This is a genomic window from Chelatococcus sp. HY11 (assembly GCF_018398335.1).
In the GTDB taxonomy this organism is placed as follows: Bacteria; Pseudomonadota; Alphaproteobacteria; order Rhizobiales; family Beijerinckiaceae; genus Chelatococcus.
This window is the reverse complement of sequence record NZ_JAHBRX010000005.1, coordinates 38,850-61,066: the sequence shown is the minus strand read 5'-3', so window position 1 is coordinate 61,066 and position 22,217 is coordinate 38,850. Positions and strand designations below refer to the sequence as shown.

The following is a 22,217-nucleotide window of genomic DNA, read 5'->3' as shown; positions in this document are numbered from 1 at the left end:
AGCAAGTACCATGCGACATCTAAGGATCGAGAAGGCTGCCGAGGGCTTTGCAACGCTTTTTCTCGATAATGCCGACGAAACAATGAACGTCGTGAGTGACGCATTCATCGCGGATATGGAACACGCCATCCAAGCTCTTGCGCAGGATGAGGACGTTAAGGGTGTGATTCTGACCTCGGCCAAGAGGACTTTCATGGCTGGAGCCGATCTGAAGCAGCTCGTGCGTGGCTACAGCAAGCATGAAGCCTACGCCTTTTCGAAGCGCGCGACCGATATGCACCGGGCTATTGAACAGTCCGGAAAGCCTTGGGTGGCCGTGATCAATGGCCTCGCGTTAGGCGGCGGATTCGAATTGGCGCTGGCTTGTCATCGCAGGATATTGGTCGATGACGCCAAGGCACTGGTCGGCCTACCAGAGGTACATTTCGGCCTGCTGCCGGGCTCCGGCGGCACCGTGCGACTTGGCATCCTCGTAGGAATGGACACCACGCTCGACCTGCTCCTGTCAGGCCGGTCGGTTGCGCCCGCCGAGGCTCTCAAGCTGAGGATGGTCGATGAAGTGGTGCCAGCGGCTGAAGCAATCAACCGGGCGCGTGACTGGCTTGCCACGGGTCCCGATCCGGTACGGCCATGGGATAAGAAGGGCTGGGTGCCCCCCCAGAAGAAGGGTATGATCGTGCCTGAGGATAGCGCCGCCTATTCCATGGCAGCGGCGCGCATCGCACAGAAGGGCTACAATGCGCCCGCACCGCTGGCGATCCTTGCCTGTGTGTTCGAAGGGCTTCAGCTTCCCTTCAACAAGGCGCTTGCCGTTGAAGGCAAATATTTCGCCAAGCTGCTGAGCCACCAAGTCGCGCGCAACATAATTCGCACTACGTTCATATCCAAACAGGAGGCAGAGAAGGGTGTGCGTCGGCCAGCCGGCGTAGCCAAGTCGCAGGTCAGAAAGGTCGGCGTGTTGGGGGCCGGCATGATGGGGGCGGGTATCGCCTATGTCTCTGCCAATGCCGGAATCGAGGTCGTGCTGCTCGATCGCGACATGGCGACCGCCGAGAAGGGCAAGTCCTATACCATCGAAGTGCAGTCGAAGCTGGTCGAAAAGGGCAAGCTCACACTAGATGCGGCGGATCAGGTGCTGTCGCGTATCACACCCACCGACGATTTCGCGTTCCTGGAAAACTGCGACCTGATAGTCGAGGCCGTGTTCGAAGATACGGCGATTAAGGTCGATACCACGCGCAAGGCCGAGGCCGTGATTCCAGAAAACGCGGTTTTCGCCACCAACACGTCCACCCTTCCCATCACCGGGCTGGCGCAGGTATCCAAGCGGCCAGACCAGTTCATCGGCATCCATTTCTTCTCGCCGGTCGACCGGATGGGACTCGTCGAAGTTATCACAGGTAAGCAAACGTCGCAGGAGACGCTGGCCAGGGCTCTCGACTACATTGCGCAACTGCGTAAAACGCCGATCGTCGTCAATGACAGCCGCGGCTTCTACACGAGTCGGGTCTTCCAGACACTGATCCATGAAGGTGCGGCGATGCTGGGCGAAGGAATTCCGCCAGCCGTCATCGAAAATGCGGCCAGGATGGTCGGAATGCCGACCGGCCCACTTGCACTGCTCGACGAACTTAGCTTTGACCTGCCCCTGAAGATCGTTGACCAGGCCATTGCAGAAGATGGTATCAAGTATGTGCCGCCTGTAGGTGTGCCCATCTTGCGCAAGATGCGCGATCAAATCGGACGGTCTGGACGCAGGTCGGGCGGTGGGTTCTACGACTACCTGGAAGGTGGCAAGAAACATCTCTGGAAGGGGTTGTCCAAGCATTTCCCGCTAAGGCAGGACTACGACATCGACGAACTGAAGGAGCGCTTCCTCTATGCGCAGGCGATAGAGTCCGCACGCTGTCTCGAGGAAGGCGTTCTCAAGACGCCGCAGGATGCCGATCTAGGTTCGGTCTTTGGTTGGGGTTTCCCGGTCTGGACAGGCGGCACGATCAGCTACATTGAGATGGTCGGTATCGCAACCTTTGTTGCCGAGGCTAACCGGCTCGCCGAGAAATTCGGGCCGAGATTCCTGCCATCTCAATGGCTTCGCGCAAAGGCCCGCAAGGGAGAGAGTTTCTATCCCGCATCCACTCCCGCAAAGCTATGTGAATCCGCATGAGAAGACTGATCTTTTCCGAGGAGCATGAACAGTTCCGCGACAGCGTAACCAAGTTCATGCAGGCTGAGGTTGCGCCCAATACTGAGCACTATCGCGCGCAAGGAATGGTGGATCGGGAACTGTTCCTCAAGGCGGGAGCGCAGGGCCTGCTCTGCACATGGGCCGAGGAGAAATATGGCGGTGCTGGCATCGATGACTTTCGCTTCGAGCAGATCATCATTGAAGAAAATATGCGCCATGGCGACATAGGTTTCTACATTAACCTCCACAATGATCTGGTGGCGCCCTACATTGCCAAGCTGGGCACCGAGGAGCAGAAGGATCGCTGGATGCCTGGCATCGTCAATGGGGAGAAGATCCTTGCCGTGGCGATGACCGAGCCGTCCACCGGCTCCGACCTTGCGGGCATGCGCACACGCGCCGAGGATATGGGCGACCATTGGCTGCTTAATGGTGCCAAGACCTACATTTCCAACGGAATCCTCTCTGACCTAGTGGTCGTGGCAGCCCGTACCGATCCTACCAGCCACCACGGACTTGGGCTGTTTGTCGTCGAGCGCGGTATGGAAGGATTCGAGCGAGGTCGCAAGCTCGACAAGATGGGTATGAAAGCGCAGGATACGGCCGAGCTTTTTTTCAATGACGTGAAGGTGCCAAAGGCAAACGCCCTGGGGGATCCTAGTAAGGGCTTCGCCTATCTCGCACGTTTTCTTGCGCAGGAAAGATTGGTTGCCGCCATCGGCTTTATGGCAACAGCCCAGACGGCGTTTGACCTAACGCTCGACTTTGTCAAGGAGCGGCGCGCGTTCGGCAAGCCCATAGGCGCATTCCAGAATACGCGCTTCAAGATGGCGTCAATGCGCGCCGAACTAGATATGGCGCAAACGTATGTCGACCAGTGCGTGCTGCTGCTGAACGAGGGAAAACTGGCGGCGGAGGATGCGTCGGCGGCCAAGCTTTTGACGAGCGAACTTGAAGGAAGAGTGATGGACGACTGCGTTCAGCTGCATGGCGGTGCAGGCTACATGAATGAATATCGGATTTGTCGGATGTACACCGATGCCCGCGTCAGCCGTATCTTTGCTGGCACATCGGAGATTATGCGCGAAATTGTCGGCCGTTCGCTCGGTTTGGACGAGCGGAAGCTTGTCTAGCTATGAACTCTAACCAGGTTGTTTCAGCGCGAGCCTGATCTAGTGTTTGCCGGCTTCATTACCGGACAGACCGCCATCTACGATGATTGTCTGTCCGGTAATGAAGCCGGCTTCGCTGGAACATAGAAACGCCACAGCAGCAGCCACATCGGCACCGACTCCGAAGCGACGCAGCGGCGTGCGGCGCTTGGAGTTAGCCCAAACCTCCTCGGTATAGGTGGTCTGCATCAAGGCGCCCCCGATGCCTACCTCCATGATGCCTGGCGCTACGGTGTTGGCCCTTACCCCGAAGCGACCCTCCTCCTTTGCTATTGCCCTAACAGCCCGAACTGTCGCGCGCGTTCTACCGCCACCGTGCGGCGCCTAGTGCCAATCTTGTCGTAAATCTGTTGCATATACCATTTCACGGAACCTTCCGTGAGCCCAAGTCTCGACCCAATCTCACGGTTCCTCAAGCCAGCGGCGACGAAGTTCAGTATCTCGATCTCACGGCCCGTGATCTTGCCGCTAAACCCTAGTTCATCGGAGAATTCTGGTTCGAGCGCAGCGGGCCCCGATCGTCCCCCTCCAAACTCCTGCAAGAGCTCACGCGCAAAGTGTTCGGCCGGATGCTTCGCGCCATGGCTATCGCCATAGGCTTCCTCAAGGAGCTCGCGGATTATTGCGCCCTCATCGATGAACGACCTCAGCAGGCGATTTTCGGCTCCGTAGATCACAGCCTCGCGCAGATTTCGCTGCGCGGCCCGTCGATCGCCCATCAGATAATGGCATTGGGCAGCTAGCAAATTCCAGTGCAACTGCGAACGGACAGCGCCGCGGTGAATCGTGAATTGACGCCACCGGTTAACAACATGCCATGCATTCTTTTGCTCGCCCGCCGTCATCGCGTACCGCACGAATATCGTGGCGGCTGCCTCGTCAATCGATGTACTTGCAGAACTCGGCAACAGGGAATCCGGCTCGGAAGGTATGTTGGATTGCGTGAGTTGCCACACCCGATCAATATAGCCGAGCCGAAGATAGAGGTGGACCCTTTCGGCTATCACGCGCATGCGGAGACGTTCGATACCGCACTCAAGCGCAATTGAACTTGCTTCGTCCAGGATGCGGAATGCCGCCTCAAAATCTTCGTCTACGACATACAAGCGGGCTGCGACCGTGTAGCCGCATGCTAGTTCATCGGCAAAACCATAGACTCGTGCCTTCCCGAGATAACCAGAAATTAAAGAGCGGGCGGTTTGCAGATCGTTGGATTCATAGGCCAGTTCAGCGAGCGGCAGGGCAGGCAAAGCACCGAGGCCCGTATTTTCGCCGCTGAAACTCACGGCTTGTGATAGTCCGTGCTCCAACGCCTGTTTGCCTGCTGCGGTGCGGCCGATGGCATGAAGGGACGATCCCACAATCCCTTGCAGTGCTACATAAGCGAATTTGAAGCCTGATTTTTCCAGAACGCCGCGCGCCTTTGCTTCCAACTTCTCCAAGTCGGTCATTTTGAACTGCTCCCGCAGCGCTCGAATTTTCTGGCCGAACAGCGTGCAGGCAATATAGGGATGAGGGTCAACGTCATGCTGCTGCAGACGTTTGACCAGCGTCTCCACCTCTGAGAACTTATCCAGCGCCGCTGCCAAGAGCATCTCGCGATGGCCCAGAGTATAGTGTAGCTTCGCGACTTCAGATGGGTCGGTCCCTTCAACCTCCATCTCCTCGATGCGGGCACGTGCAAGATCGAGCAATCGCTCGGCGCTCTCTATTTGCATGCGCCGAATCTGGGCCCACGCAAGTACCATTAGCAAGCGCGGCCATTTCGCCACGATCTCGGCTGGCAGCTGGTTTGCAAGCTCCTCGAGATAGGTCATGGACCCGCGATAGGTCAGGTGTTCACAAGTGTGATCCAGCATCTCGACTAGCCACGCCACGTCGCCGCCCTTGATCGCGTGGTCAATGGCAGCGCGGTACTGACCAGCCTCCATCAGCCAGCGGCTGGCGGAACGATGGAGTTCGTGAGCCACTCCAGGCTCGAGATCGTTGAGCCTGCGCTCAAGAAATGAAGCAAAAAGGCCGTGGTACCGGTAGAGGTTACGCTCATCATCCAATGGTATGAGGAATAGGCCCCCATTCTCGATCTGGGACAACAGTTCGCGGCTCCCGGGAAACCCCAATACTGCATCGCACATGTCTGCGGTGAACTGCTCGAGTAGGCCAGTCCGCATCAAAAAATTCTGCACTTCCTCGGTCTGCTGGCCTAATACAGTCTCCGAGAAGAAATCTGCAACGAGGCTTTTGTGCCCGGAAAACGAGGCAAGCAGGCGTGCCCGGTCCGTCTGGCCACGCATAGCCAACAATGCCAGCTTTACCCCGGTGGCCCATCCCTCCGTGCGCGCGTGAAGTTTCTCGACTTCGGCGGGAAGCAGATTCGTGATACCTGTCCTTTTTGCGGCTTCCAGCATTTCCTGCGGAGTGAACCGAAGCTCCTCGATGCCGATCCTCCTGACCTCGCCCAATGAGAGCAGGCGGGCGGTTGGAAAGGGCAGCCGACCCCGCGACGCGCAGATGAAGGAAACGTTCTGCGGCAGCCACTCGATCAGGCGAAGTAGTGAGTGGCCTGACTCTTTTGAAAGGAGATCGGCCTCATCGATAAAGACAGCCAGGGGGCGATCCCAATCCATGGTCGCTCGCAGCAAGGCTCGGACTTCCAGATCCGTCGTCCGGAAGCCGGCGACGTGATCACCGCGCTCCAATACATCATGCAGATTCGGCATCGCTGGCGATAGCACCTGGATCAAGCTATGCACAATATCATGCTCGTGGCGGCTCGCATTGAGCCAGATGGCGGTCCGGCCGCAATCCATTAGAGTCTCGTACCATTGTCGCATTAATGTCGTCTTGCCGAAACCGGCCGGAGCGCCGATATGGGTCAGGCGGAACGTCAATAGGTCCGACGCCATCCCGCGCAAGCGAGGGCGGTCGATGACATGTTTGCCGATATAAGATGGTGCATCAGGAGTCGAATTGATGGCTGATGCTGGCATGCAGTGGCTCTGCTGGCATGCAGTGGCTCCTCCCATAAGCTAGAGCTGATTCCATTTGCATGGAATCGGCTCTCTTCTTTGTTGTGCCGCATTTCTTGACGGCGAACCGGATCCACTTCGCCGAAAAATGCTCTAGGGCAGACCCATACTGTATTTCATATCCAAAGTAAGTAAATGCCTGTCCTTGGATAGGTGCCATGTAAGCTCAGTGCCGAGAGTATAAATGGTGATGGTGTAAGTTCAGCTAAATGGGATATGCGCGCAGTGCCTATTAGTCGAACCGATCTGCCAACCTTGAAAAGTAACATTATATACATCCGTTGCCGCTCAGGCAAGCGTGACCAAAGGTGGCCACCGCTATCCGCCTTCGTTGATCTTGGAGCTTCCGAGGCGCTGTTTTCCGTTCACGTTCAAACTCGCGTCTAGAGCAACGGGCTTGGCATCGGAGTATGATTCGCCATGGAAAGTGGTGCTAAAACAGTGAGATAGTGGCAATGCACTGGCTCTATCAGAACCGCCATTGCTCTAGGCGCATGGTCAACGCAGTTCATGTCGTTGTGGCGACGAACGCCTTTTCGTTCTCCACACTGAGCAGGCTCCGTACCACACCTATGCGACGGCCTCGCAATCTAGCGCAGCGCAATCGCCTACGCGCTCCCATGGGAGCCACTATTTTACGCGTTTTATGTTCGGGGAGGCACGCTCGCAGGATCAACGTCCAACAGCCATTGGCCAACCTCACAGATCGCGGCGAGGATTCCAGCTTCATGCCGCCTGAGATAAAGGTGTTCTTTTCATGAGTGTCGACAACAGCGCCCTGCGAGGCGGCCACATTATGGCGGCGTTCCTACCCGGTGAAGGTCGGCCGAGGCAGAACGGATCAATCGCGCCGGCCGAGTTCGCCACAGCTGACGGACTCAATCTTTCTGCTGACATCGCCGGAGAACCCTGGCGCTCCCGCATCATCTTCCTGCATGGCGGCGCCCAGAGTCGGCGCTCATGGCGCCGGGCGCTGGAGGTATTTGCTTTGGGTGGCTTTTCCGTCGTGTCTTACGATCTGCGAGGACATGGCGAAAGTGACTGGTCAGCGAAGGGTGACTATTCGCTAGAGGCCCACGTCAGCGATCTCATCAGCATCGTGCGTTCATCTCCCGGGCGGCCGATCCTCATCGGCGCGTCGTTAGGCGGGCGAGTGGCGCTTGCGGCGGCAGCCAAACTAGGCAGTGAGGTGATCAATTGCCTTGTGCTTGTAGATTTGACGCCGAGGCTTAATGCCGTTGGCCTAAACCGAATCCGAAACTTCCTCAGTGAGAGTGTGGAAGGCTTCGCCGACAGGGCGGCGGCGGCCGCCGCCCTCAGCCTCTATGCTGAACGTCCGCTGGACAAGCCTATGTCCAATATCGGCCGCTCGCTCATCAAGCACAATAACGGTCGATTCTACTGGCGTTGGGATCCCCAAGCGGCACTGGATGCAAATCTCGATCCTGTCGACCTCGAAAGGAACCTGAGGCAAGCAGCGCGCCGGCTTGAAGTGCCGACGCTGCTGGTGCGTGGGACCGAAAGCGATTTGGTCACACCTGATTGCGTGTCCGATTTCCTTAGAGATTGCCCTAGTGCCGAGGTGGTCAACATAGAAGGCCAAGGCCATCTGATGAAGTCCAGCAATTGGGAGTTCTTTTGTAACGCGGCGCTGGAATTTGTTCATCGTCATACCCGACATCCCGTCTCCGACCCGTCGGAGTACTGAAGCGAAGCAACAAACGGCTGCGCACATCGCATATCGATAGATAGGTGCAGCCTAATGGCCGCTTTCCTAATCTGGCCAGCATAGACGATGACAACTGGTAAACAACATGGACTTCAACCTTCCTCAAGAACACGCTGCTTTTCGTGACACGGTTCGCCGCTGGGTGGATGCTGAAATGCCCAAGTCGCTGGCGCGTGAGCTGGAGCGCGACGAGGGGAACTATCCGTTTGAGCTTTGGGAGAAGTTCAATCAGGCCGGATTCCATGGTCTGGGTATCGACGAGGAATACGGCGGCCTTGGCGGAGACGTACTAACGCAAGCCATCTTCGCCCGCGAGGTTTCGCGGTCGCTGGCAGGTTTGCTGCTCGTCTGGATGCCTACATCGTTCGCGGGTGCCAAATCAATCGGTGTCTACGGAACGCCGGAACAGAAGCAGAGATTTCTTCCCAAGATAGCAACTGGCGAATGCCGTGTCTCAATCGGCTTCACTGAGCCGGGCGGCGGAACCGACGTACTCGGAGCACTCAGGACATTCGCGCAGCGAACCGAGGGAGGATGGATTATAAACGGCGAAAAAACATGGTGCACAGCGGCACATGTCGCCGATTACATTCTACTACTAGCGCGCACTGAAAAGAATGTTGAAAAGCGTCATCACGGAGTGACCCTGTTCTTCCTACCGGCCAAGAGTCCTGGTGTCACCACTAGTATGATTCCCAAGCTGGGCATGCGCTCAGTTGGATCGTGCTCGGTCACACTCCAGGATGTCTTTGTTCCAGATAATCTCGTGTTGGGTGAGCCGGGCAACGCCTGGTACATGTTGCTGCCAACGCTGAACAATGAGCGCATCCTTGTGGGGGCCCAGTGCCTCGGCACTATTGATGCCGTTCTCGAGGACGCCGTCGACTACGCCAAGACTCGCAAGGCGTTCGGCCGGCCGATCGGTCAGTTCCAAGCGATCCAACACTATATCGCTGATATCGCGACCTGGCGTCAGCAGACCGAACTGATGCTCCACTACACGGCTTGGCTCCAGTCAAACGACATGCCATGCGGGCAGCAGGCGAATATGCTGAAGATGATGGCTTCTGAAGCGGTCGGTCGCGCCGCCGATCTCGGCATCCAGATCCTCGGCGGTATGGGCTATTCGGCGGAAACTGACATGCAACGCTATTGGCGCGACCACCGTATCCTGCGCATCTCGCCAATCAGCAACGAGATGGTGCGCAACTCAATTGCGGAAAGCCTCGGCTTGCCGCGTTCCTTCTAGTCAACAACCACCTTAATATAACGAGGTTTTCATGCCGTCTGGTCCGTTTGCTCATGTCTGCCTTCTTGTCCACGATCTCGATAAAGCGATCGATGATTGGACTCAAATCCTCGAAGTGCTAGACCCTGACCAGCTCAAGAAGCGAATCGTGAAATACGACTCCTTCGGTGGCGGCGAAGATGCCGGCCTGCGGTGGGCATGCTTTGTAGCGGATCACGGCACCGAGATCCAGTTGATGCAGCCGGCTCCAAACACTCCGTTATACGATCGCTTGCAGCAGCGGGGTGAGCATGTGCATCATTTGTGCTTCACGACCAAGAACGTCCCGGGGGCCTTGGACCAACTCGAGGCGAAGGGAATTAAGATCCCAACGAAGGAACTGTTCTACGGCGATGAAGAGGAATGGCAAAAGTGGGGATGGGCATCTGCAAAGAGCGCACATGGTGTTTTGATCGAGATCGCATCGCCATATAAATCCGACAACGATGGCCGCTGGCATCCCGTTGGGAGCGCCGGAAAATGATGCGCGAAGATGGAGGCGCGCTTGTCCTTGGCGGGACAGGGGGACTGGGGAGCGCCATCGTAAGGCGTCTGGCAGTCAACTGGCCGTATGTCGACTTTACGTATCGCAGCAGCGCGGCGAAGGCGAGAGCGATTGTTAGCGATCTCGAAGAGATTACGTCAATTGCAGCCCACCCCCTCGAGATTTCCGACGATAATGCGATCGCGGCCGTGATTCAAGCCGCACATCGCAGGAGCAATGGTGGCTTGCGTGCTGTCATCTACTCGTCCGGCGTCCACATCCCTCAGGAATACGTGTCTAAGCTAGCGCATCAACAGTGGCAGGAAGTCGTCACGGTCGAGTTGATGGGCTTCATCGCATTGGTTCGGCATGTGCTTCCGGTCCTGCGCGAGACGCGTGGCAGCCTCGTGAATATCGGTTCCGTCGCTTCGCACTGGTTCGTTCCAGGCGATGCCCTCTCCGCCATCTCAAAGGCGGGAACGGAAACGCTGTGCAGGGCAATAGCAAAGGAGGAGGGTCGCTTCGGGGTAAGGGCCAACACCGTAGCGCCAGGCATCATGGAGGTAGGCATCGGGGGCGCCTTGATGCAGACCACCTATACCGAGGAGGTTTGGGCTAACTCCAAGCGCCGCACGCCGCTGCGTCGCTTCGGAGTCGGTGCCGATGTGGCTGCTGCTGTGGCGTTTCTATGTTCCAGCGAAGCCGGCTTCATTACCGGACAGACAATCATTGTAGATGGCGGTCTGTCGCTTTAGCTCATGTTTGCAATGTGAAAAGGAGAGAAAATTGACTGATTTGGCATTGTTGATGGCAGAGCGCGCATGTGAACGCCTGATGATCGAGTATTGCGAGTGCGTCGATACCCGCGATTTCAAGAAACTGATCTCATTATTTTCGCGCGATGGCGTGCTGAGGCGCCCGGATGGTGAGTTCAAAGGACAGGCGGCCATAGCGGCGTTCTTCGATAAGCTGACAACTGATCCGCTAATTCATGTCTGCAGTAACATGCTCATCAACATTGATGGTCCACAAAGCGGCGAGGCTACGTCCTACGTTACGGTCTTCCGCAGCTATGGCAAAAATGCTGATGGTCTACCCAAGTTGGAAGACCCCTATGTCGTCGCCAAGTATGTCGACCAATTCAAAGTCGAGGATGGGCAATGGAAGATTGCCTACCGCGACACCATCTTTGCTGCCAAGATCTAACTTAAAACGATCCACTCATGTCTTTAGAAACGATTCTGCGCGCTAGACCGGGTACCATCGGCAATTCCATACTGGAGGCTGCGCAACGCTGGCCCGATCGCACCGCATTCATCCTTTCGGAGCGACATGCAAGCTATGCGGAGTTCGCACGTCAGACTATTGCCGCAGCCCGTGCCCTGCTCGCGCTTGGAATTAAGCGCGGCGAGCATGTCGGCATACTGATGCCAAACAACTGGGACTATGCTGTTCTGGTTGGTGCCGCCAATATGATCGGGGCAGCAGCGGTGGTCCTCAACGCTCGCTATCGGGGTGAGGACCTGCGCTTCGTCATAGAACATGCGGACATAGCCGTATTGTTCACGACCGGCTCAGGTCAGCCGCATCTCGATCTCAAATCGCTGCTTTGCGGCCAGTTTCCAGAACTTGCAACCTGGTACAAAGGCGAACCGTTGGCCGCTGCCGGGGCGCCGAAACTACGCGCCGTATTTCACTTCGACGCGCCGGACGAAGTCAACTGGCCAGCTGAGCGTGAATTCATTGCCGGCTCAGCCAGCGTATCTGACGAAACACTTGCTCAGCGGGTGAGCTCGGTACAATCTGAGGACGCCGCTCTAGTCATCTTTTCCTCCGGCACTACCGCGCAGCCCAAGGCCTGCATGATCAGCCACCGTACAGTGAGCGAAGTCGCCGATGCGATGGCAGATCGATTGGCTCTCGAACAAAACGACGTATTTTGGAATCCTCTTCCTTTCTACCATTTGTCGTCACATCTACCTTTGAATGCGTGCCGGAAGATCGGGGCAGCCTATCTCTGCCAGACACACTTCGACGCCGGACAAGCATTGAATGAGATGGAAACGTGGGGCGCGACGATCTGCTACCCAGCGTTCCCAACCCTGACTGCGGCCCTCATAGACCACCCTGATTTCAGTCGGCGAGACCTCTCTCGACTCCGGCTTATGCTCAATATCGGTGCCCCGGAGTTGTTGCGCAAGTTCGCTGCTGCCATTCCACAGGCAACGCAGATAGGATGTTTCGGCCTGACTGAATCTGGCGGCGTCAGCACCATGTCAAAGCCGACCGAGACCCTCGAACAGCGTGTGACGCGTGTGGGAAGTCCGCTGAGCGTCCACAGGATCCGCATCGTTGATCCGGAAACGCTTGCTGACGTGCCCGCCGGCACGCGCGGTGAAATCCTAATTAGCGGAGCGATTTTTTCAGGATATTACAAGGATCCGGATCAAACTTCAAAGGTGTTGTTGCCGAGCGGATGGCTGCGGAGCGGTGATGCTGGCTGGATAGATGAAGAAGGACTTCTGGCCTATGCCGGTCGCATCAAGGATATGCTCAAAATCGGTGGGGAGAATGTTGCTGCCGTCGAGATCGAGAGCTTCCTGACAAGGCATCCAAAAGTAAAGATGGCCCAGGTCATTTCGGTGCCAGACGACCACCTCGTAGAGGTGGCCGCTGCATTTGTCGAGATGAAGTCGGGTGAAGCGGTGACTGAGGGCGAGCTCGTCGAATACTGCGTGGGTCGCATCGCCAGTTACAAGATACCTCGATATATTCGGTTCGTGACCGAATGGCCGATGAGCACAACCAAGATCCAGAAGTATAAGTTGGTCGAAACCTTCGTGCCGACCGGTAAGATCGACATCGCGCGCTTTCTCGGCAGATCGTCCAGCACCTTACAGTAACGATATCGGAGACAAGGAGTGGGACCTTTAGCGGGGCTGCGGATCGTAGAGTTGGATGCAATCGGGCCGGTGCCGATGTGTGCGATGCTACTTGCAGACATGGGTGCAGACATTGTTCGCATTGCGCGGGCCGGCGGACAAGTTTCCTATGACGATGTCGGAGGATCTATCCTTCATCGCAGCCGCACCGACATCGTACTCAACCTAAAGGAACCGGCCGGTCGCGACGCGGCTTTGGCGCTGATCGAGAAGGCAGAAGTGCTGATCGAGGGACTTCGGCCTGGTGTGATGGAAAGGCTAGGATTGGGACCCGACGTGTGCCTCGGACGACAGCCCACGCTGGTTTATGGCCGCATGACCGGATGGGGACAAGACGGTACGCTCTCCTCACGTGCAGGACACGATATCAACTATATCGCCGTGGCGGGCGCGCTTGCCGCCATTGGCGAAAGGGGCCGTACGCCCATTCCGCCGCTCAATCTTGTAGGCGATTATGGCGCCGGCGCTATGATGCTTGCTGTCGGAGTTCTGGCAGCATTGACTGAGGCTCGCCGCAGCGGAATTGGACAGGTCGTTGATGCCGCGATGTCCGACGGCACCCCGCTGCTTATGGCTCTTTTCCATGCACTGCGGCAGAATGGCGGCTGGAACGAGCAGCGTCAGTCGAACATGCTAGACGGTGGCGTCCCTTTTTATCGTTGCTATGCCTGCTCTGACGGCGGTTATATGTCGGTGGGTGCGCTTGAGCCGCAGTTCTTCGCAGAACTGCTCGCTGGGCTAGGCCTTGATCCCGCAGATTACCCTCAAAACGACGTTTCCGGCCATGAGGCGATGGCAGACGCTTTCGCAGACAGATTCTTGACGCGAAGCCGCGACGAGTGGACTGCTCTTTTCGAAGACCGCGATGCCTGCGTCTATCCAGTCCTCAGCATGTCCGAGGCGGTTGAGTACCGGCACAATCGCTCGCGTAAGACCTTTGTCGAACATGCCGGTATCATACAGCCTGCTCCTGCGCCACGCTTCAGCCGAACGCAGAGCGTAATCGGGACCGCCACATCTTGTACCTTCGAGGACGTGCTGGCACGATGGTCAGCGGAGGCAAATTAGCTTAGAAAAATGTGAGGCCATAAACTGAGTTAATACTCGGCTGAGAACTGCATCCAACGTCCTTGAACCGTAAGGAAGTCTCAAATCGGTGCGAAGCTGACTCAGACTGTCAGCCGAATTGAAGGCTGGCCCACTCCAATGAGAATCTGGTTTGGTGATTCTGTAGCAACCTAACACAAAAATTCCTGTCAGCCGGATTCTGCATAGCATAGAACAAAATTGAGATTAGCAAACTTAGTTCGTCGAGAAAGCGGATGAGGGAAGCGAGACGACTGCATTCCCGATCAGCACCGACCCTCGTTCAATCGAGGTTAGTACAAAGTCGCAGGTGATATTAACCATAATACCTATCTGTTCGATCGCGGTAACTTTAGCGCTAGCCTCTACCGTCTCGCCTTCATACACATTGTCAATGAAGCGGCTGGAGAATGACACGATAAAACCTTCTGCGAACGACGCCTGCAGCATATCCATAACATAGGCGGCGCTTATGACGCCCTGGTTGACCCGTCGGTCTCCGAGACCCTTCGCCCGTACAGCATCACGGTCGAGGTGGATTGGGTTCGGGTCTGCGAGTATTGGCGCCCAAACCCGCATCGTATCGGGATTTACAAAGTCGATCCTACGCAGTGGCAGAGTCGTACCAACTTCAAGCGGCATTGTCATGTCCCCGCGGCAAAATCCATGTATTCGTTATAGTGCATGCACGTGTCCCGTCATTCCGATCGAGATGCAACGTATATTCAAGGACGTCCATGATGCCCAATTTACGACTTCTTTTGCGCGTTAGGCCATTGACTTGGCCCCGCACCGGCGATGTCACGGTAACGGCTTGTGAGTAGCATTGTGATATACGCACCTGGATGAACACCTCATCCATCAGCTACAAGCGCCATCGTTTCCCTCCCCAGGTCATCGCACACGCAGTGTGGCTCTACTTCCGATTTCCGCTGAGCCTGCGTCTTGTCGAAGAAATGCTGCTGGAGCGTGGCATTGTCGTCTCCTATGAAACGATCCGCCGCTGGGTAAAGAAGTTCGGCCCAGACTATGCACGTCGCCTTCATCGCAAGAAGCCCAGCCGGAATGACGTGTGGCATCTCGACGAGGTGGTCATCACCATTGCCGGCAGGAAACACTGGTTGTGGCGCGCTGTTGATCAGGATGGCTATGTGCTTGACGAGATCGTCCAGGCCCGCCGCAATACCAAGGCGGCCAAGCGATTGCTGGCTCGACTTTTGAAGAAGCAGGGCATCGCGCCGAAGCGGATGATTACCGACAAGCTGCGCTCCTATGGTGCGGCGCATCGCCAGATCATGCCAAATGTCGATCATCGATCACACAAGGGCCTTAACAACCGCGCCGAGAATTCGCACGTACCATTACGAAAGCGGGAGCGAATGATGCAGGGGTTTCGATCACCCGGAAGCCTGCAACGCTTCGTCTCGATCTTCTCCGCTGTCCGAAATCTCTTCGTCCCACCCCGTTCCCAACGATCCGCAGTCGAGGTTTACCTGCACCGCCTTCAGGCGATCGCGGCGTGGAAAGCTGTGACGGGAACCATGGCCTGAAATCAATCCGCGATGCTCAACCCATTCGGCGCGCCAGAACGTAAGTTAAGGTGACATCGCCTAAACACCTCGTGGCGGTGCCCGCAGTATGCAGCGCGACTATGACTTGTCCTCCGTCAGGAGCCGCCGAACCAAATCGCTTTGTCGGTGTACATCCATCTTGGCAAACAGTGATCGCAGATGGGTCCGGGCGGTTTGATAGCTGATGCCGAGCTCGGCGGCGGCCGACTTCAGGTCACAGCCGTCCTTCAGCTTGTCCGCGACACGGCGCTCGGTGGGCGTAAACTTACCTCTGACGCTCTGAGGCGGCGCTCGCAGGCTATTGATTGTCCGCTCCACTGAAAACACCACGAGAGCGTCGCAGATATTCCTTCCCTGTTTTGCCGCGATATCGCCCGATGCCTCCGACATCAGGGGGAAAATAGCAACCGACAGCTCACGTGAGTCAGGGCCTTCAACTTTAAAGCCGTCAAGCTGTGACCGACCTGACGCGCAGCAGACTGAGATCTGGCTGGAAAGATGGCGTGCTGCGCGCGTGCCTCGCAAAACCAGCTGGCCTGTGGAAGACAGCCCGACACGGCTATCCTCGATCAATCCCGTGCCGGCGCTGTTGTGGACTTTGACGATGCCGCCTCCGTCGACCACAAATGCGGGATCAGCCAGCAGCTCCAGCAAGGCAGCTACCAGCCGCATGGCAGCATTCGCCGCTGTCTCGACCGCGGCCCCACCAACAGGCCTAGAGACAGACCCCGTTTCATCCACGCCCTCCTCCCCTGTCATGCGCCTGTGTGCGAAAATGCAGCTCGGTGTCCCCATCACTCCTGCCAAGTGAACGATAGCGTGCTCCACGCGGCGGGCCATAACCCATTTGGAGTAGGAACCTTGGTGCTGTCTATGATATCGGGCGGGCAGCATCATTTGCCGAGGGTCCCTCAGGAAAAGGTGCCGGCCGGCTGCCGAACAGGATGGGCTACCTGTGCTGCTTAGCCACGTCTCGAGCCTAAGCTCTGCCCGATCGTAAGCGCGGAGTGGGATGGCCACGATGCATATGCAGCGTAGTCATTGGGCGGACGTGAGCCATTGCTAGTGGCTTTCTTCGCAAATGGTGGTGACCACCGCAGGGTTGCGATGTCTCATGGGGAGTTTCATGCTTGGTTATCCGGATGTGCGCGCCGCCGGGGCGAGTATAGAGATTGCGCTCGAGCAGGGAATCACACTCGTCGCTGATGTCGGTGATGCGGCCGTCGCGACCGAGCTGGAAGACGTGTGGGCCAAACGTCACAATTTGGCTGCGCATATCGCGCTTCTATCCTTGCACCTCTCAAAGGCAGATTCGATCTCAAAAAGTGATCACGATCTTCGCGCCATTATCGCAGCATTGCGCCGCCAGATCGATGAGCTCGAACTGTCCTGCAAATGCTTTTGAAGAAGCGCTTGCAATGGCTTGATCCAGATCGAGTTTCGGCAATTCGATAGTTACTGGTCCGCTACTCCAATAGTGGGGTGCGGCCTCATGTCTGCGGTTGGGGAAACCGGCTGCGGCAAAAGGCCGACGCCGCCACATTTCATGGATTGATGAAGTAGTCCGCCACGTTCACCGGATGAGCCGACCGGAGGACATCGACCACATGCGCTACGATGCCAAGATCGCGACGGGGTTCATTCGGCCGATCGTCTGGCAGTCGATGGAATTGGATCTCTTAATGGACCTTCCCGTGCCGTTCCGTAGGGCGCTCTGGCGCGCCCACGTGGCGGAGGCGAACGACAATTTGACGGAGAACCCGGCGCGCGACCGAATGAACGCCGGCCTCTCGTCCGAAACCATCGGTGAAAGCTCTATGATGTTCGGCGGAGCTCCTCAAGCTTTTTGACCTTAAAAAGGCCTTGGCTGCAAAACATTTGAAGAACAACAAGCGCGATGATTGCGAAAGTTGGCTAACTCGTGAAATGCGAAGCACGGAAACGGGTAAGCTCAAGGCCGCCTTGGCCGCGGTAGTTCCCCAAATCGTAGCGCAATAGGCAGCGACCTGAGCGAGGCGATCACGCATCGGACGACGCGTCTCCGCACCACAAAGGTCGCAAGGCCTGCTTCAGGTGAGCATTAACTACGATTCGGTCAGCTTCTTCCGCCTGATCGCACCTGACAGCATCCACGCACAGGATCCCATGAACACCCTGTGCCCAGGTATCGAGATGCAGAGCTTCCCTCTGCGCATCCGAATGGGTCAGATGCTCGAGCAACCGGGCCTCAAGGTTGGAAGTCTGGCCGACATACAAGGTGCTTCCATTGACAGGCAATGGCGCGAGCTGCGGATAGCGATAGCCAGGATGGCGATGGCTGACAAAGTGATCGAGGATGTGGGCCAGCGACGCGCGCCTGACCGAAAGCCAGAATACGCCCGGTCCGGCCCCAAAGATACGAGAGAGCCGATCCTTGATCTGCCAATCTGCAACACCGACCGTGGCAAAGCCAATGGACCAGGCCTGGTGGTCAAGGTTGCTCCATGCCCCAAGGATCGGCAGGATGGTTGAATCAACGGTTCCTGTGTTCAAATTCGTTCCTGGTTGTCCTTCGATGATGACTTCTTGCTGATCACGAATTGCCAGCCGGGTCGCCAGGTCAAAGACCGTAATGGGCACACAGACGTTCGACCTCAGCCTGCCTGCCCTGCCGTACCATGGCACGCGTCCAATCGAGCGTTGCCAGGCGGTCCGTGGTTCCTGTGACAGTGTAGGGGGAAAACCCGAGTTCCGTCCGGCGAGCATCGACGCGTGCGATAGAGTCGGCGCTCATCGGATTGATGCCTCGTCTCCGCAGTGCAGCATCCACAGTGTCGTCGTAAATCTCGTCATACTCTTCAGGAAACAGCCGGGCATGGAAGGCCCGAACTTGCCTCTCCAGAGTTTCGTCTGCGCATCCTCTCGCTGACTGGGTGACAGCCCCGCCCGCCATTCCCCGACCTGCGTGACGCTGCCTTGATACCTTTACCGCCGACACCGGACCCAATCCTGACCGCCTTTGACGGATCTGTAGCAAAGCCCGCGCTTCTTGAGCTCATCAACCGCCTTCGCGCGGCGACCGCAAGCCTTTTCGGTCGCAGGGTCGTCGCCAGAGCCTCCCCGGCAAGCGTCGTTCTGATCCGCCCAATAGTCGATCAGCGCCTTGTTTGCCATTCCGCGCGAGGGGGGCGTCGCGGGCGCTTTCTGCGCGGTGGTCGCAAGGGTTGTACACCACTGATAGTCCTCGCCCTCGAGGCTGAACCGCTCCCGCGTCGGGACATCGAGGATGAATGACTGCGTGAAGGTCTCATCAACCTCCCGGCAGGTAGTCTCGACAAGATAGCGATGCGGCGGCCGGACCATTTTTATCGTGGCCACCACACAGGCGGTCTCCGGTCCCTGAAACTGCTTTCCACCCTTGTCGACTTCATAGGGCGCAAAGTCGAGCTTGCCCCGTCTGAATTCCGCGCATCGTCGTGCCGTCTCAGTATACACCCCATCGCGCAGCGGCACCCGGTCATCGGCAATGACGGGATGGACAAACGCTGTGAGAACGATCAAGGGCAGCGAAGCCCTGGCAATCCATCGGATCCCCATGGCGGCCGCCTCAAAAGTAATAACGTTTGTTACGGAACACATACAGCAGAAGATAGACCGGCAGCCACAACCCACCGGTCAGGATCGACAGGATGATATGTAACCAGTGGGGGAACCGCTTGATGGGTCCGGCGTAACCGACGACGGCTGAGGCAGCCGCCGCGGCGCCGCCACCTCCGGCATTCATGAAGACCTGCGATCCGCCTTGCTGCTTCTTCAGCATCTCGAGCTCGCGCATCTGCGGATCAAGGATCTCCCCGCAATGCCTGCATTTCTTGGACTGCGCATTGATCGTTTCCGAACAGTATGGGCAGCTCCTCATTTGTGGGGTGGTGGCTTCCATTCATAGCCTCTCAATTGGTGCCTGAGGGATAGCGGAACCCAATCGCAATTTCAACAAAAATCCGTAGTACTCTACGGATAAATAACATCTGTACGTAGTTCAATCTGTTCAACGCCGCGCCTGGCCAGCGCAAAACTGCGCAATGGTCGCTGTCGCCAAGTTCGGTCTGATTCTGAGAGAGATTCGTCGCCAGAAAGGCCTGACGCAGGAGGAACTCGCCCATAAGGCCGGGCGCTCGGTGGATGCTGTCTCTCAATGGGAACGTGCTATTAACTGGCCAACATTGAAGACCCTTGTCCAGATAAGCGAGGCGCTGGAGGTCCCCGTCCGGACATTCTTCGATGTCCCTGACGCACAGAAGTCGGATCAACGCCTACAGATGGATGTTGAAGCACGCCTGCTTCTTGATTCATTGCCAGATAACGATCTCGCGGTGGCGCTCGAGCAGCTTCGGGCATTGACAAAGCGTCGCTGACCAACCAGCGACGGGACATGGGAGCTGGCCGTCCATACCACCAGCCGATGACTTAGATTACCCAGTGGTGGGTCGCGGGCGGCTAGGAACGGTCGCCATGTCCACCTTAGTTTCGTTTGCGGCTCACCAAAAATCATGCTTGGTTCTGTGGGTTCACGCTCCCCCGTGAGCAGCCTCCCGATTTGCCGCTCCCTCGGCTGCCGCAAGGCAAGAATCGGGAGGCATTGTCGAGCCCGCAAGTCCGATCTGTGAGGCTCCGACCCGACCGTGAACTTGGCCACTCGGATATTCTCCGCTATGATACCCTCATCTGAAGTCCTTGCGATGGCGAGATTGCATGCTCCGGGACCACCATTCGCGAGCAATTCGCATTGGCTGAGCGCCATATCCGCGACGGCGAGCACCGTCTAGCACTGTTGCATGAGTTGCTCTCGCTTCACAGCTCGCGCAGCACAGATGCTGACAGCCTTCGGGCAGCTCGACCATGAAGAGCGCCAACAAGGCATGCGGACGATGGATCGCGGTCGCCTGATCGCCATGCTGGCTTGGTTCGAGAAGTCGGCCCTTGAACGGAAAGCACGATAATGGCACCAGGAACCAGGACGTGGTCCGGTCGGATTTTGAAGAAAGTCGCACTTACCCAGTTGCGGCAGATCAACACCCGGTGATTCGAGGCGGGATTTCTATTGGCCGCTTTCTGTATGCCTCGCTCTGCGACTAATGTGACGGTTTTTGTCTCGCGCTGTGATATATACGCTGTCCAAGAAGGATAACGTATGGACTGGTTCAAATCTCTGACAGGCTTTTCCGAACTCGGCTATCACGAAACCCGCACACTGCTTGAACTCAACAACTCTCGACTTCGATCGAAGATCAATGGGCGTGCCTCCGAGGTTGGCACCTTCTCGATGACCTCGCTCAACGATCTGAGGAAGAAGGTCGCAGCAGGTCGCAGCATCTCATCCAGACCCCGCCTCAGCCTGGTACAGGGCGATGTGCGTGAGATGCATCAGGCGTCAGAATATGCTGGGGCCCTGTTTCAGGTTGCATCTCAGTTCAACGCCCTGGAAATGATCCACCCCGACGTCACGCCAGAACATGGGGTTTCGGGATACGCCTACGACCCCACGCAAGGACCAGCCTGCGCCATCGCTGCCGGAGCGGCCACAATCTATCGCAATTATTTCGTGCCTGTTGGCGACCAGGTCGGCCAAACGGCCTTTCGCCAACTTGATGGTCTCGCCGGCGTTGGGGAGGAGCTAAGTCGCCTCCTCTGTTGCGCTGGCGATGACCTCTGGGACATGCGCAACGGCTATGCACTGCCAAGCCAAGGCTCCCTAGAAAGGATCATCCAACTCCTTGACGGAATGACTTCTGACGCTGTGGAGGCTCTCGCAGGCAGGCTCCGCATTGGCCTCCATATGGATGTTGAGGTAACGGACGCTGAGCGGCAGCCGGGTCCGTTCGTCAGCCAGGCATTTTGCTCCGCGCTTCCTGTTTCTTACGGAGCGGTTCCGCAGTCCTCCTGGGGCTCCTTCGCGCAGCTCGTGCTGGATGCTGCCTACGAGGCAACCCTTTTGGCAGGGGTCCTCAACGCGCGGCGAGGCATGTCGAACATCGTTCTCCTGACGCGGCTCGGCGGAGGCGCATTTGGTAACGATGAGATGTGGATCCACAATGCCATTCGACGGGCCGTGACCAAAATCGCCAACTTCGATCTGGACGTGCGGCTAGTGAGTTATGGCCTTCCATCGGCACAGACACGAGCGTTGGTCGAGGCTTTGGCATAGCCATAGGTTCTGGGCGTCTAGGACTGTCAGGCCGGGTATGCTCCATAGTCTAGGCTTGAATAATTCTGTAGAACCATTTTAAGGAAACCTTAGGAATCAGTTCGAGTGTTCGGGCCGTGCCTATCCGCCCCTGTCAAACGAACACTCCAGGTCTCCAGATGACGGTGGCCTGCCCCTATGAGGTGGTCCGGTTTCAGTCTTAATGCATGATGGGCTTATCGGCCAGCGGCAGAGCCGATGATGGTGCCGCTTTGCCGGGTTTCGACGGCCATATGAGGGCCTCCGGCGCCGGCGGTTTGTATCCCAGCGATGAGTGCGGCCGCTCGGTGTTGTAGTAGCGTCGCCATTGCTCGATGATGATCCGGGCCTCGGCGAGGCTGTAGAAGGTCTCGCCATTGAGCAGTTCATCGCGAAGCTTCGAGTTGAAGCTCTCGCAGTAGCCGTTCTCCCAAGGACTTCCCGGTTCGATGAAGGCGGTCTTTGCGCCGACAGCGGCAATCCAATCCCGCACGGCTTTGGCGATGAACTCCGGACCATAGCACAT

General features: G+C 57.2%; 22 protein-coding genes and 1 pseudogene. 14 read left to right on the top strand and 9 right to left on the bottom strand.

The features are described 5' to 3' along the window. Positions 1-10: 10 nt before the first annotated feature. Positions 11-2,167 (top strand): 3-hydroxyacyl-CoA dehydrogenase NAD-binding domain-containing protein, encoded by a 2,157-nt coding sequence (locus KIO74_RS31295; RefSeq protein WP_213339687.1) that lies wholly within the window; start codon positions 11-13, stop codon positions 2,165-2,167. Beyond that, on the top strand, positions 2,164-3,321 hold the full coding sequence (locus KIO74_RS31290; RefSeq protein WP_213339685.1) for an acyl-CoA dehydrogenase family protein: 1,158 nt from the start codon (positions 2,164-2,166) through the stop codon (positions 3,319-3,321). The genes KIO74_RS31295 and KIO74_RS31290 overlap by 4 nt, the downstream gene beginning before the upstream one ends. 39 nt (positions 3,322-3,360) lie before the next feature. On the opposite strand, the gene KIO74_RS31285 is transcribed toward KIO74_RS31290, so the two are convergent. Both KIO74_RS31285 and KIO74_RS31280 read right to left on the bottom strand, forming a co-directional pair. Next, positions 3,361-3,633, bottom strand: a complete 273-nt coding sequence (locus tag KIO74_RS31285; protein ID WP_213339712.1) for an SDR family oxidoreductase — start codon at positions 3,631-3,633, stop codon at positions 3,361-3,363. Then, on the bottom strand, positions 3,630-6,350 hold the full coding sequence (locus KIO74_RS31280) for a winged helix-turn-helix domain-containing protein (RefSeq protein ID WP_213339684.1): 2,721 nt from the start codon (positions 6,348-6,350) through the stop codon (positions 3,630-3,632). Before KIO74_RS31280 ends, KIO74_RS31285 begins: the two co-directional genes overlap by 4 nt. Before the next feature lie 796 nt (positions 6,351-7,146). Here KIO74_RS31280 and KIO74_RS31275 point away from each other — a divergent pair. The 7 genes from KIO74_RS31275 to KIO74_RS31245 all read left to right on the top strand — a co-directional run bounded on the left by KIO74_RS31275 (position 7,147) and on the right by KIO74_RS31245 (position 13,900). Beyond that, the gene (locus KIO74_RS31275) at positions 7,147-8,097 is read left to right on the top strand and encodes an alpha/beta fold hydrolase (protein ID WP_213339683.1); all 951 of its coding nucleotides are present in this window, start codon (positions 7,147-7,149) and stop codon (positions 8,095-8,097) included. A gap of 106 nt (positions 8,098-8,203) precedes the next feature. Beyond that, entirely contained in the window at positions 8,204-9,367 is a 1,164-nt protein-coding gene (locus KIO74_RS31270; protein ID WP_213339682.1) for an acyl-CoA dehydrogenase family protein, read from the top strand. 31 nt (positions 9,368-9,398) lie between these two features. Next, positions 9,399-9,890 carry a VOC family protein gene (locus tag KIO74_RS31265; protein ID WP_213339681.1) on the top strand — a complete coding sequence of 164 codons (492 nt, stop codon included), beginning with the start codon at positions 9,399-9,401 and terminating at the stop codon, positions 9,888-9,890. Further along, a complete protein-coding gene (locus KIO74_RS31260; RefSeq protein ID WP_213339680.1) occupies positions 9,887-10,645 on the top strand; it encodes an SDR family NAD(P)-dependent oxidoreductase in 759 nt (252 codons plus the stop codon). Before KIO74_RS31265 ends, KIO74_RS31260 begins: the two co-directional genes overlap by 4 nt. A 31-nt stretch (positions 10,646-10,676) precedes the next feature. After that, positions 10,677-11,096 carry a nuclear transport factor 2 family protein gene (locus tag KIO74_RS31255; protein WP_213339678.1) on the top strand — a complete coding sequence of 140 codons (420 nt, stop codon included), beginning with the start codon at positions 10,677-10,679 and terminating at the stop codon, positions 11,094-11,096. 17 nt (positions 11,097-11,113) lie between these two features. After that, positions 11,114-12,793, top strand: coding sequence for a class I adenylate-forming enzyme family protein (locus KIO74_RS31250; protein ID WP_213339676.1), 1,680 nt, complete (start codon positions 11,114-11,116; stop codon positions 12,791-12,793). An 18-nt stretch (positions 12,794-12,811) separates the two neighbouring features. Next, positions 12,812-13,900 (top strand): CaiB/BaiF CoA transferase family protein, encoded by a 1,089-nt coding sequence (locus tag KIO74_RS31245; RefSeq protein WP_213339674.1) that lies wholly within the window; start codon positions 12,812-12,814, stop codon positions 13,898-13,900. 234 nt (positions 13,901-14,134) lie between these two features. Here the strand turns inward: KIO74_RS31245 and KIO74_RS31240 are convergent, their stop codons facing one another. Beyond that, positions 14,135-14,560 carry a MaoC family dehydratase gene (locus KIO74_RS31240; protein WP_213339673.1) on the bottom strand — a complete coding sequence of 142 codons (426 nt, stop codon included), beginning with the start codon at positions 14,558-14,560 and terminating at the stop codon, positions 14,135-14,137. A gap of 203 nt (positions 14,561-14,763) precedes the next feature. Between KIO74_RS31240 and KIO74_RS31235 the strand changes: the two genes are divergently transcribed. Continuing rightward, positions 14,764-15,468: an IS6 family transposase gene (locus KIO74_RS31235; protein ID WP_213339672.1), complete on the top strand. Its 705-nt coding sequence runs from the start codon at positions 14,764-14,766 to the stop codon at positions 15,466-15,468. A 99-nt stretch (positions 15,469-15,567) separates the two neighbouring features. Here KIO74_RS31235 and KIO74_RS31230 read toward each other — a convergent pair whose 3' ends face one another. Then, on the bottom strand, positions 15,568-16,161 hold the full coding sequence (locus tag KIO74_RS31230; protein WP_213339671.1) for a helix-turn-helix transcriptional regulator: 594 nt from the start codon (positions 16,159-16,161) through the stop codon (positions 15,568-15,570). A gap of 454 nt (positions 16,162-16,615) precedes the next feature. Between KIO74_RS31230 and KIO74_RS31225 the strand changes: the two genes are divergently transcribed. Both KIO74_RS31225 and KIO74_RS31220 read left to right on the top strand, forming a co-directional pair. Next, on the top strand, positions 16,616-16,894 hold the full coding sequence (locus KIO74_RS31225; protein ID WP_213339670.1) for a hypothetical protein: 279 nt from the start codon (positions 16,616-16,618) through the stop codon (positions 16,892-16,894). Between the two features lie 175 nt (positions 16,895-17,069). Next, positions 17,070-17,339, top strand: coding sequence for a hypothetical protein (locus KIO74_RS31220; RefSeq protein WP_213339669.1), 270 nt, complete (start codon positions 17,070-17,072; stop codon positions 17,337-17,339). A gap of 169 nt (positions 17,340-17,508) precedes the next feature. Here the strand turns inward: KIO74_RS31220 and KIO74_RS31215 are convergent, their stop codons facing one another. From KIO74_RS31215 to KIO74_RS31200, 4 genes are all read right to left on the bottom strand, one after another. Next, positions 17,509-18,108, bottom strand: a complete 600-nt coding sequence (locus tag KIO74_RS31215; RefSeq protein ID WP_213339668.1) for a GIY-YIG nuclease family protein — start codon at positions 18,106-18,108, stop codon at positions 17,509-17,511. After that, positions 18,089-18,262 carry a hypothetical protein gene (locus tag KIO74_RS31210; protein ID WP_170147551.1) on the bottom strand — a complete coding sequence of 58 codons (174 nt, stop codon included), beginning with the start codon at positions 18,260-18,262 and terminating at the stop codon, positions 18,089-18,091. The genes KIO74_RS31215 and KIO74_RS31210 overlap by 20 nt, the downstream gene beginning before the upstream one ends. Positions 18,263-18,453: 191 nt before the next feature. After that, positions 18,454-19,065, bottom strand: coding sequence for a hypothetical protein (locus KIO74_RS31205; protein WP_213339666.1), 612 nt, complete (start codon positions 19,063-19,065; stop codon positions 18,454-18,456). A 10-nt stretch (positions 19,066-19,075) separates the two neighbouring features. After that, complete coding sequence (locus KIO74_RS31200) at positions 19,076-19,408, bottom strand: hypothetical protein (RefSeq protein ID WP_213339664.1); 333 nt, start codon at positions 19,406-19,408, stop codon at positions 19,076-19,078. 142 nt (positions 19,409-19,550) lie between these two features. Between KIO74_RS31200 and KIO74_RS31195 the strand changes: the two genes are divergently transcribed. Next, complete coding sequence (locus tag KIO74_RS31195) at positions 19,551-19,883, top strand: helix-turn-helix domain-containing protein (RefSeq protein ID WP_213339662.1); 333 nt, start codon at positions 19,551-19,553, stop codon at positions 19,881-19,883. Between the two features lie 776 nt (positions 19,884-20,659). Beyond that, positions 20,660-21,673: a hypothetical protein gene (locus KIO74_RS31190; protein WP_213339661.1), complete on the top strand. Its 1,014-nt coding sequence runs from the start codon at positions 20,660-20,662 to the stop codon at positions 21,671-21,673. A gap of 199 nt (positions 21,674-21,872) precedes the next feature. On the opposite strand, the pseudogene KIO74_RS31185 reads toward KIO74_RS31190, so the two are convergent. Further along, positions 21,873-22,208 (bottom strand): annotated as a pseudogene (locus tag KIO74_RS31185) (integrase core domain-containing protein); the annotation flags it as partial. Between the last annotated feature and the right edge of the window lie 9 nt (positions 22,209-22,217).